Consider the following 11548-nt stretch of genomic DNA (forward strand, 5'->3'; position numbering starts at 1 on the left):
CCCGCCAAGCGGGCCTACCGAGCTACCGGCGCAGGCGTGGCAGCATGTTCCAGGTCGCCGGTCAGCACCGTGCCGGTCGGCTCGTGCCAGATGCGTCGCCACATCTGCGCCAGCACCTCGCCGATCTGATCGCGCGCCACCGGCGCGCGGTAGGCCGCCTGGATTTGTCGCGGCGCGATTGGTTGCCACTGCCCGTCTTGGCGATGGGCCACCACGAAGTTGAAGTTGTAGTCCGGTTCCAGGCCCATGCGCAGATCGCTGAGCATCAGCTCGTCGTCGACCAGGCGTGCGCGCATGAAACCGCGATTGAACCAGGTCAACCGGCGCACCGCATCGAAACTGGTCACTTCGCCCAGCGCCTGGGTGTTGCTGGAATAACCGCGAAACTGCATCGGGCCCTTGTCGGCCACCAGCGAGCGCTCGCCGATCACATAGCCGTTGGGCGTCATCGCCACCACGCGCCACAGCAAGGTGTTGAGCGGCATCGGCACCGAGAAGCGCGGCGCATCCTTCAAGCCGAGCGCGGCCAGCGCACGGTCCGCTTCCTGGTCGACCAGGTGCTTGGCCAGCAACGACCAGCCCAGATAGGCGGAGCTGAGCGCCAGCCCGATCACCAGCGCGTGCTGCGCGATCGGGCGTGCGCGCGCAAACCACCCTACCGCGCAGGCAAGCAGTAACCACAGCGTGTAGGCCGGGTCGATGATGAAGACGCTCGACCACATCGCCGGATGCGGCTGCAGCGGCCACCATAGCTGAGTGCCGTAGACGGTGAAGGCATCCAGCAGCGGATGCGTGATCAAGGCCAGCTGGATCGCCCAGAACCAGCGCTTGGGCGCAGCGGCCACGCGCCCATTGCCGTAACGGCGAAACAGCCACCAGATCAACCCGCCCAGCAACGGCAGCAAGAACAACGAATGGCTGGCGCTGCGATGCACCGTCATCAGCGTGACCGGATCGTCGGTCAGCGGCAGCAACACCAGCGCATCGAGATCGGGCAAGGTGCCCAGCGCGGCGCCGGCCAACAGGGCTGCACGGCGCTGTCCTGCCGGTGCGATGGCGGCAGCGATGGCGCCGCCAAGAACGATCTGGGTCAATGAATCCATCGGCCGATGCTAGCAGGCCGGACACCGTCCAATGCCATCGCGTGCGTTCTGGCCGGCGGGCAGTCAGCCAGCAGGCACGTTGCTCGCATCGCGCCGTGGTTGCGGGCCGAAAAAAAAACGCCACGGCCTACGTCCGCATTCCCTGTCCCCGGACGGCGAACGCTGCACGTCGCGCACGTCCGGTGGCAGCACCCGGCAGCTGCGGGCTGCCGGCATCTGCCGCGCATGGCAAGCGGATAGGAACAAGGCGCGGACAGGAGGATGCAACGTGGACAAGTGCATGCGGACGTCTCCAGGACAAAAACTCGGCGCCGTGATCGGGCGTTGCGCTGGCAGGTTGCGTGTGCCGCCCGCAGGCGTCGGCAGCGCGCTCGCGCAAATGCGCCCACCGCAAGGCGCGGCGGAGCGCTGCGATCGGACAAGCGCAGGTCGTGGTCGCCAGGGCAGCCATGCGCCTTGGCCCCGGCACGCTGGCCAACGACATCGCTTATTCCCCTCCAGCGGGGTGGCTGCACCCAGCCATGCCGCCACGCACGCACGCATGCTGGCCGGTCAATACGACCACCGCATGGCAAGCTGACGACGCCCGGATGACCGTGCAAACCCACGCCAGGACACGGGTTTAACGCCACACCGGGCTGTTCAGGCGCACAATGCACGGGCTTGTCGGACGGTGTATCATCCGCACCCATCTTTTCATCCGAATTAAGGGATATAAGCCTGATGTCCAGCTACCTGTTCACCTCCGAATCGGTCTCCGAAGGCCATCCGGACAAGATCGCCGACCAGATCTCCGACGCAGTGCTGGATGCCATCCTGGCCCAGGACAAGCGCGCCCGCGTGGCATGCGAGACGATGGTCAAGACGGGCGTGGCGATCGTTGCCGGCGAAGTGACCACCAGTGCCTGGATCGACCTGGAAGCGCTGACCCGCAAGGTCATTCTGGACATCGGTTACAACAGCTCCGACGTCGGTTTCGACGGCGAGACCTGTGGCGTGCTCAACCTGATCGGCAAGCAGTCGCCGGACATCAACCAGGGCGTGGATCGCAAGAACCCGGAACAGCAGGGCGCCGGCGACCAGGGCCTGATGTTCGGCTATGCGACCAACGAGACCGACAGCCACATGCCGGCCGCGATCCATCTGGCGCACCGCTTGGTCGAGCAGCAGGCCAAGATCCGCAAGAAGAAGAACTCGGCGCTGTCCTGGCTGCGTCCGGACGCCAAGTCGCAGGTCACCCTGCGTTATGAAGACGGCGTGGCGACTGCGATTGACGCGGTGGTGCTGTCGACCCAGCACGATCCGGGCATCAAGCAGAAGGATCTGGTCGAAGCCGTGCGCGAGGAAATCCTCAAGCCGGTGCTGCCGGCCAAGTGGCTGCACAAGGGCACCAAGTTCCACATCAACCCGACCGGCAAGTTCGTGATCGGCGGGCCGGTGGGCGATTGTGGCCTGACCGGCCGCAAGATCATCGTCGACACCTACGGCGGTTGGGCGCGTCACGGTGGCGGTGCGTTCTCCGGCAAGGATCCGTCCAAGGTCGATCGCTCGGCAGCCTATGCCGCGCGCTATGTGGCCAAGAACGTGGTGGCTGCAGGCCTTGCCGACCGTTGCGAAGTGCAGGTCTCCTACGCCATCGGCGTGGCCGAGCCGACCTCGATTTCGGTCACCACCTTCGGCACCGGCAAGATCGCCGACGAGCAGATCGAAAAGCTGATCCGCAAGCACTTCGACCTGCGTCCGTTCGGCATCATCCAGATGCTGGACCTGATCCACCCGATGTATCAGCAGACCGCGTCCTACGGTCACTTCGGCCGCAAGCCGAAGGAGTTCTCCTACACCGACGCGACCGGCGCGCAGCACAACGCCACCGCGTTCTCGTGGGAGAAGACCGACCGCGCCGATGCCCTGCGCGCCGACGCCAAGCTGAAGTAAGTCAGTCGCTCCTGCGGGAGCGGCGCTGGCGAGAAGTGCGAATGGGCCGCGTCTGCGGCCCATTTGCGTTCTGGCCGAACGCCTGTCCGAAGGCGGCGGGCAGGGCTGGACACACCGGCCGTCAGTACGCACTGCACAAGGCCGCGGCGCGATGACATGCAGAAGACCGGCCGGCATCATCCACCGACACACCTGGCCGAACCACGTGCTTGGTACGTCACCTGTCAGGGATCGTGTTGGTCCTGCGTCTGCATGCGAGCAATGCCGCGCAGATCGGCCCGCGCTCAGGTGCGCAGAAAGATTTCCACGCGCCGATTGAGTTGTCGCCCGCCGGGGTTGTCCTGTCCATCCAGCGTGTCGGGTGCCACCGGTTGCGATTCGCCATAGCCTTTCGCGCCGGCCGATCGTGCGGTACCGCGTGTACGTAATGCGGCCAGCACCGCATCGGCGCGGCGCTCGGACAGCGCCTGGTTGTAGGCGTCGCTGCCCTTGGCATCGGTGTGCCCGCGCACTTCCATCTCCCTGGCGCTGACCTTGGCGAGCGCGGCCGCCAGCACGTCGATCACGCGCGCAGCATCGGGGCGGATCTCGGCCTTGTCGAAGTCGAACAGGATGCGCTCGTTCAAGGTGATCAGATAGCCGCACGGCGCGCCGGGGGGCGCGAACTTCTGCAGCAGCGGAAAACGACCGGCCGGTGGCACCTTCGGCAGGGGTGGCATGCGCGCTTCGCGCGGCGGCGTGCCGACCGTACCGGTGCCGTTGCCGCGGTTCTGCACCAGCCCGTCCGGGCCGTTCCAGATTCCCGAGCCATCGGCGTTGATGGTGATCAGACCGCGCGGGCCGTTCCAGGTGCCGCTGCCATCGCCGTGGTTGTCGACCAAGCCGCTCTTGCCGCTGTTCCAGGTACCTGCCCCCTTGCCATCCAGACTGATCAGACCGGCCGGGCCGTTGTAGGTACCGGCGCCGCTGGCCTGGACCTGGATGATCGCGTCGTCGCCACCGGCGCCGCTGGCATTGATGGTGCCGCTGCCGTCGGCATTGACGCGGATCAGGCCGCCGTCGAAGTTGGCGATACCGCTGCCATCGGCCTTGAGGTCGAACAGCCCGCCGTCGCCGTTGCGCAGCAGATTGCCATGGGCATCGACACTGGTGATGCCGGCGTCGTTGATCAGGGTGCCGCCGTCGCCACAGCGTGCCGGCGTCACGCTGACGCCTTCGATCGGGTCGAGAATGTCCTGCAGCGAGGCTTCCAGCGCGCGCTGCGCCGGGGTGACACCGGCAATCTCCGGCACCACGATCGACGGGATGGCCGGGAACTCGGGTACCGCTTCATCGGCGAGCGGTGGCGCTGCGGATGCACGCGCTGCGGGCTGCACTGCCGGCGGCGCGGCGCCCGCAGGGTCGGCTGCCTCGCGTTGACCCTCGCCGCGGCTGCAACCGGCCAGCAGCAAGGGCACCCAGATCACTGCCGACAGCGTCTTGCGCATTGCGTCTTCCCTGGTTCGAGCGTGTTCGAGAACCGCCTGATAGCACGGGCCAGGTAAACAACGCGCTAAAAGCGGCCAACATAACTACTGCGCGCCGTCAGGCAGGGCGGTCGGTGCTCGGTATCGGCATGGCTCGTGCACTCCCGCTCCTGCGCGTCGTCCGCACCCACCGGATGACCGCGCGTTGCCTAGGTTGGCCGGTCTAGGCGTGAGCGATCGCAACGCCGGGACCCGCACCGGAAAATGGTGCGCATTGGCAACGGGGAAATTCCACACCCCGCGGTGCGTGACTAGCAGCCACGCTTTCCACCGATGGTGCAGCGCACTCAGAACGTCGCAGGCGCCGCAGCCGGGGGCGCGGCCTGCGCCTGGTTTGTATTTGCCGCTTCCGCTTGCAGCTGCTCGTGCAGGATGCGGCGGATCTCCAGAATCGCCTGCGGGGTTTCCTGCACGCTGTGCCAGGAGGTCACCACCAGTTCGGACGCGGCGCCGTCCAGATGCGCGCTGCGATACGGCACCAGGCCATCGTCGGAATCGGCCAGCGGCACCTGCGGTTTTTCGCGCCCGACGATGGTGTGGTAGCGCACCTGCGGGGAGATCGGCAGGTCCATGCTGGCGCGCACGAACGGGTCGCTATCGCGCAGGTTGTCGATGCTGGTCGGCGGCAGCAGGCGCCCGTTGCGTCGCAGGTCGCCGCCCTGCCCGCCACGCGCGCTGCTGGCCAGCTCCTGAAACACATCGCCGAAGCGATCCAGCAAGGCGATCGGCAAACGCACCAGGCGGCCGACAAAACGCCCGAGCCCACCCTCGGCCAAGGGCGTACCGCGATGCGGCGCGGCGATGAAGATGGCGCGATCGATCTGCGGCATTGGCGAAAAATGCAGCAACGGCGACAACTTCGCACGCACGCGTGCGCCGCGCTCGCCGTCCAGCCGGTAATTTTCCAGCAAGGAATTCCATAAGCGATCGCCCGACGAAGACACCAGCAGACGCCCGATCACTCCGCCCATGCTGTGGCCGATCAACACCATGTCGTGCGACGCGACCGCCGTGCCGGACGGATCGAAATGCTGCAGGCTGCGCTCCACCAGGGCCTGGATTTCGGCGCGGTTGACCGCCACCGGCGCATTGGTGGGGTAATACACCTGCCAGATCTGGTAACGCTGGCGCAGCGCTTCATCGCCCATGACTTCGTTGGCGACGTTGACCCAGGCTTCCGGGCTGCTGGCCAGCCCGTGCAGCATCAGCAGCACGCGTCGGTCCGGGTCGTAGGGCTGCATCAGATACAGATGCGGGCGGTCGATGCCGCGCGCGCTGCCCAGCATCGACCGCAGCGACTGCGCGGCAAAACCGGATCTGGCCAGCCACAGGCCATACGCGGCGGTGAAGTTGGCCGCCAGCGGCACGCGCTGGCCATGCAGCACCACCTCGTTCTGCCGATACGGGTCGTATGGCACCACGGTGGCGGCATGACCGCGCAGCACCGCATCCAGCGTATCGCCCTCGAAGCGCAGCAGCAGCGTTGCCGGCGCGTACGGCATCTCGCTGAAGGTGGGCAGCGGACGCTCCGGTGGCGCGGCGGCGGCGGCAGATTGTTGCAAGGCCAGTCCGGCAGGGTCGCCGACCACCTGCGGGTCCACCTCGGCCACCAGCTCCGCACCGAAGCCGTCGCGTCGGTACGTGCTGCGCAGTCCATCGAAGCGCAATGCCGAGGCGGCGAAGATCGCGCGCGGCGTGTTGCCGCCGCCCGGCAACCGATACGCAGACATGTCGATACCGACCTGCCAGCGGCCTATGGCGGTCGGCTCGCGCTCGGTCTGGCCGGTCTGCTGCGCGCGTGCGAACAAGCGTTCGATCACCTGCTGCACCGCGTAGTTGTAGTAGTCGCGCACCTGGGTCTGGCGATTTTCGAACGCACGCGCACTGGGCGCCCGATCGGCGAAGAACAGGTACGCGTACGCATGCCGCGCGGCCTCCAGCCAGGCATCGACTGCGGCGTCGCTCATCGTTGTCGGGTCGCGCCCGCCCAGCGCGATCGCATACGCGGTCCACAGCTCGGCCTGCGTTGCCAGCCGGCGCTCATCGCCGATGCCAGCGACGCTGGCAAGTTGCTGCAGGCAGGGCAGCGGGTCGCTGCGGCAGGCCTTGGATTGCAGACCGGCCACCTGCACCGTCTCGCCACTGGCCTGGCTCAACGCGCCGGTACTGAGCACATCGCCACGCGTGCGCGCGATGTAGTCGCCGCTGCTGCGCGATTGCACCGTGACCATCGCGCAGCCGCTCAGCCACAGGCTCGCCAGCACGCCCGCCAGCACTGCAGCGGTGCGGCATCCACGCCGGCGCGGCATCACCGGGCCACGCTCGCGGCGACGGCAGGCGCCGGTACCTGCGGCATGCCGGCACGGATGCGCTCGGAAAAGTCCGCCGCCCTGTCGGCGGCGATCGCGCGTGCGGTGAAATGCCCGCGCTGCTTCAGTGTCGCGAAGTCGTAGCCGGGCATCAGCCCATCGTGATCGTAGGCGTATTCGTCGGCGTAGCCGGACAGCAGCAGGCGATGATCCAGCGGCAACGTGGGCTGCAATTGCCGCGCCAACGCAAACACGATCGTGGTGCAGTTGCTGGTGAGCGTGTTGTAAAACGCCGGCGCGCGATTCAAGTCGTTGGCCAGGCCCACGTAGCCCATGAACATGCGGCGCAGCCCGGCCTTGGGAATCGCCAGCCGATACAGATACATGTCCTCGCCGCGCACATTGGTGCGCACGCGCAGGATGTCGCGCTCGTCGGCGGCGACCAGGGTCTCTTCGAAACTGCGAAAAAACCCGCCCAATGCCGAGAACGACTCGTCGCGCTCCTTGCGGATTTCCAGCGAGAACACCACGTGCGAGCCGTCGTCGAAACCGAACGACACCAGGGTGTGTGCGATCGCCGGGCCCATCCAGTACGACAGCGCCAGATCGGCGCTGACCAGACGGTCCAGATCGTACTGGCGGGTTTCCCAGCGCGGCTGGTAGTCGGTTTCGCTATGCCAGTCGAAATTGCGCACGTTGTGCAGCGTGACGATGTTGCCGTGCACCTCGGGCTGCAGCCGTTGGGCGACATCGTCGGCCCAATCGCGGTCCTGGCTGGGCTGCATCATCCACCACGACGCCGCCAGCACCGCAAATGCCGCACTGAAGATGCCTACCAAGGCCCAGTTCTCGCGGCCACGGCGCAAGCCCCACAACGCCGCGATTGCCATGGCGCACCACGAGCCCACCCACGCCGCGCGTACGAACGCATTGCCGCTCAGCGCGAAGTAGATTGCCAGCCCGCCCCAGAGCGCGGCCAGCACCAGCGCCGCGCGCAGTGACCAGCGCCCGATGCGCGAACGCGTGGCCGGTTTCATCGGGTGCCGCCTTCCGGCACCTGCATGCCCAATGCGTGCATCAACAGATCGGCCGAACGATGGGCAAGCCGTTTGCGTTCGGATTCGTCATTGCCGCGCAGGCAGCTGCCCAGCATGTCGATCACCAGCAGCAGCTGCTCGTCGTCGACATCGGCGCGGCACAGGCCGGCGTCGCGGGCGCGATGCACGAACGGCAGGAAAATGTTCACCACGCGCCGGTCGGCGGTTTCCACCGCCGGGTGCGCGCGTTCGATGGACCGCCAGAAATCCACCAGCGGCGCGGACTGGGCGATGTGCTCGGCCACGTCGTGCAACAGCACGGCCAGTCCGTCCGGGCGCTCGGCCAGATCGGCGGCCAGCCGCTCCAGGCCGTCCAGGCCGCGGGTCATCAGCGCGGTCATCAGCGCGAGCCGGTCGGGGAAATTGCGGTACAGCGTGGCGCGGCCAAGGCCGGCACGCTCGACCACCAGTTCCAGCGGGGCATTGACGCCGTGTTCGCTGAACACTTCGTCGGCGGCATCGAGTATCTGCCGGCGGCGCAGCGCGGCATCAGGGCGGGAAGTCGTCATCGCGGCATTATCGGACAGATTTGTCCGGTTACACCAGAGTCCGCTTGATGATTCCGCGCCCTCTCCGACCAACGGTCGGATCGGGCGGCCTGATCGATCATCTGATCCGACGCTCGCAGCGGCGAACCGGATCAGCCGGTGTTCTGCACGCCTTGCGAGACACCGTTGACGCAGGCGACCAGCGCGCGCAGCAGCTCGTCGTCTTCGCCGTCGGTGGCACGCCAGCGTTGCAGCAGATCCACCTGCAGCACGCTGATCGGATCGATGTAGGGATTGCGCAGGCGGATCGACAAGGCCAGCCGCGGGTCGTGCTGCAGCAGCGACTGCTGGCCGGTCAACGCCTTCACCCAGCCCTTGGTCAGCGCCAGTTCGGCGCCGATGCCCGGGAAGAACCGCTCGTGCAGGTCGCCCGACAACCGCGAAAACAGTTCGGCAATGGTGAGATCGCCCTTGGACAGCACCATCGCCACGTCGTCGAGAAAGGTGCGGAAGAACGGCCAGTCCTGCGCCATCTCGCGCAAGGTGGCTTCGTGCCCGGCATCCACCGCCGCCTGCAGGCCGCTGCCCACGCCGTACCAGCCCGGGATCACCGCACGCGCCTGGCTCCAGGCGAACACCCACGGAATCGCGCGCAGGTTGGACAAGGCCGCGTCCTGGCCGAGCCGGCGCGACGGGCGCGAGCCCAGCGTCATGCGTTCGATGACATCGATCGGCGTCGCACGACGGAAGTACTGCATGAAATCCGGCGCACCGACGAAGGCGCGATACGCCACGGTGCTGCGTTCGGCGACCAGATCCATCACCGGCCGCCAGCGATCCTCGCGCGGTTCGGGCGCACGCGGGCGCAGGCTGGACAACAGCACCGCGCCGGTCATCTGTTCCAGCGAGCGCAGCGCCAGGGCACGGATGCCGTACTTGCGGTGGATCACCTCGCCCTGCTCGGTCACGCGCAGCCGGCCATCGACACTGCCGCGCGGTGCGGCGTCCAGCGCGCGGCTGGTCTTGCCGCCGCCACGTGCGATCGAGCCGCCGCGGCCGTGGAAGAAGGTCAGCCGCACACCCAGCTCGGCGGCGGCCTCGAGCAACTCCACCTGCGCGCGCTGCAGCCCCCAGCGCGAGGCGGTGATGCCGCCGTCCTTGCCGCTGTCCGAATACCCCAGCATCACCATCTGCGTATCGCCGCGCGCGGCCAGATGCTGGCGGTAGACCGGGTCGGCCAGCAGATCCTGCACGGTGCCGGTACCGCCGCGCAGATCGTCCACGGTTTCGAACAGCGGCACGATATCCAGCGGCACCGCGCCGGCGGCGTCGACCAGGCCGCCGCGGCGCGCCAGCGCCAGTACGGTGAGCACGTCGGCGCGGTTGTGCGCCATCGAGATGATGTAGCTGCCCAGCGCATCGGCGCCGTGGCGGCTGCGCGCATCGGCGAGCGCGGCGAACACCGCATCCAGCCGCGCATTGCCTTCGTCATCCGCACGCGGCAACGCCTGCTCGCCGGACGCATACGGACCGAGCAATGCAGCGCGTTGCTTGGGTTCGTGTTCGTCCCAATCCGCCTGGCCCAATGCGTCGGCCACCGCGCGCGCATGCACGCTCGATTCCTGGCGCACATCCAGGCGCGCCAGGTGGAAGCCGAAGGTGCGCACGCGCCACAACAGGCGGCGCACCGCGAACCAACCGGCGTGCAGGCCCTTGTTGGCCTGCAGGCTGTCTAGGATCAATTGCAGGTCGTGTTCCAGCTCCGACGGGCTGGTGTAGGCACCCTCGGTATCGTCCAGCGTGGCCTGCAGGCGCGCACGCATCAGATCGTTGAGCAGCCGGTACGGCATGTCGCCGTGGCGCGGACGCGAGCGTGCGGCGTCTTCCGGCAACAACGCGCGGTAGCGCTGCAGTTGCTCGCTCAGTGCCGTGCTTACCGCCACGAGCGTGGTCGACTGGCTGAGCAGGCTGGCCAGTTGCCAGAGTTCCTTCTGATACCGGTCCAGCACCGCACGCCGTTGCGCATCCAGCGTGCCGGCGATGGTGACGGCATCCACATTGGGATTGCCGTCCATGTCGCCGCCGACCCAGGTGCCGAAGCGCAGCAGCCGCGGCAGGGTCGGCACGCTGCCGTAGGTTTCTTCGATGGCGTGTTCGAGGGTTTCGTACATCACCGGGACCACGCGATAGAGCACCTGGGTGAGGTAGAAGCCCACGTGCTCGCGCTCGTCCTCCACGGTGGGGCGCACCGGCGAGGAGTCGGCGGTCTGCCAGGACGCGGTCAAGGCCATACGGAAACGCGCTGCGTCGGTGGTGCGCTCGTTGGGCGTGCGCATGCCATCCAGGTTGTCGACCAGGCTGGCAACCATCAGCTGCTCTTTTTCCAGCAGCGCGCGGCGCACCGCTTCGGTGGGATGCGCGGTGAACACCGGCTCCACGTCGATCCGCGGCAACCACTCGCTGAGTTCGTCCAGCGTCACGCCCTGCGCCTTGAGCCGGCGCAGGGCATCGTGCAAACCGTCCGGCTGCGGCGTGTCGGTGCCGCTGCGCTGGTATTCGCGGCGGCGGCGGATGCGGTGCACGCGCTCGGCGATGTTGACCACCTGGAAATAGGTGCTGAAGGCACGCACCAGCGACTCGGCCTCGCGCGGCTCGCGCCCGGCCAGTTGTTCGCTCAGCGTAGACGGTGGTGCATCGCTCTCGCGCCGCGCAATCGCCGTGGTACGGACACGTTCGATTTCATCGAGGAATTCCGCAGAGACCTGCTCGGCGAGCAGGTCACCGACCAGTGCACCGAGCCGACGTACATCGTCGCGCAAGGCAAGATCGGGGGTGGCGAACACAAGACTGCTGCGGTACTCGTTCATCGGAAACGCACACCCTCTTCAAGCGCAAAGTCGTCGAAGACTAACCCAAAAGGATTAGATGATCGCGGCCGGCACGACGGTTTCAACACCAACCATCATGTGCCAGTGCCCCTTATCCGATGGCTCTCGTAGGAGCGCGCTGGCGCGCGACGGGGCTTTCCCGGTAATGCCCATCGCGGGCAAGCCCGCTCCTACGCGATGTGGCTGTCCTGGTCATGCCCCG

7 protein-coding genes are annotated in these 11548 nt (G+C 67.3%); 1 reads left to right on the plus strand and 6 read right to left on the minus strand.

What is annotated here, in order from left to right; translation table 11 throughout:
• Positions 1-14: 14 nt before the first annotated feature.
• On the minus strand, positions 15-1103 hold the full coding sequence (locus XarjCFBP7645_RS17485) for a metal-dependent hydrolase (protein WP_104538496.1): 1089 nt from the start codon (positions 1101-1103) through the stop codon (positions 15-17).
• A 723-nt stretch (positions 1104-1826) separates the two neighbouring features.
• Between XarjCFBP7645_RS17485 and metK the strand changes: the two genes are divergently transcribed.
• Entirely contained in the window at positions 1827-3038 is a 1212-nt protein-coding gene (metK, locus tag XarjCFBP7645_RS17495; RefSeq protein ID WP_104538497.1) for a methionine adenosyltransferase, read from the plus strand.
• Positions 3039-3322: 284 nt separating this feature from the next.
• On the opposite strand, the gene XarjCFBP7645_RS17500 is transcribed toward metK, so the two are convergent.
• The 5 genes from XarjCFBP7645_RS17500 to ppc form a co-directional block, all read right to left on the minus strand.
• Positions 3323-4525 carry an OmpA family protein gene (locus XarjCFBP7645_RS17500; protein WP_104538498.1) on the minus strand — a complete coding sequence of 401 codons (1203 nt, stop codon included), beginning with the start codon at positions 4523-4525 and terminating at the stop codon, positions 3323-3325.
• Between the two features lie 326 nt (positions 4526-4851).
• Positions 4852-6876, minus strand: a complete 2025-nt coding sequence (locus tag XarjCFBP7645_RS17505; protein WP_181126370.1) for an alpha/beta fold hydrolase — start codon at positions 6874-6876, stop codon at positions 4852-4854.
• On the minus strand, positions 6873-7910 hold the full coding sequence (locus XarjCFBP7645_RS17510) for a DUF4105 domain-containing protein (RefSeq protein ID WP_104538500.1): 1038 nt from the start codon (positions 7908-7910) through the stop codon (positions 6873-6875). The genes XarjCFBP7645_RS17505 and XarjCFBP7645_RS17510 overlap by 4 nt, the downstream gene beginning before the upstream one ends.
• Positions 7907-8479 carry a TetR/AcrR family transcriptional regulator gene (locus XarjCFBP7645_RS17515; RefSeq protein ID WP_181126371.1) on the minus strand — a complete coding sequence of 191 codons (573 nt, stop codon included), beginning with the start codon at positions 8477-8479 and terminating at the stop codon, positions 7907-7909. The genes XarjCFBP7645_RS17510 and XarjCFBP7645_RS17515 overlap by 4 nt, the downstream gene beginning before the upstream one ends.
• 131 nt (positions 8480-8610) lie before the next feature.
• The gene (gene ppc, locus XarjCFBP7645_RS17520; RefSeq protein WP_104538501.1) at positions 8611-11325 is read right to left on the minus strand and encodes a phosphoenolpyruvate carboxylase; all 2715 of its coding nucleotides are present in this window, start codon (positions 11323-11325) and stop codon (positions 8611-8613) included.
• Positions 11326-11548: the final 223 nt, after the last annotated feature.

This window comes from Xanthomonas arboricola (genome assembly GCF_002940665.1).
Lineage (GTDB): Bacteria > Pseudomonadota > Gammaproteobacteria > Xanthomonadales > Xanthomonadaceae > Xanthomonas > Xanthomonas arboricola_B.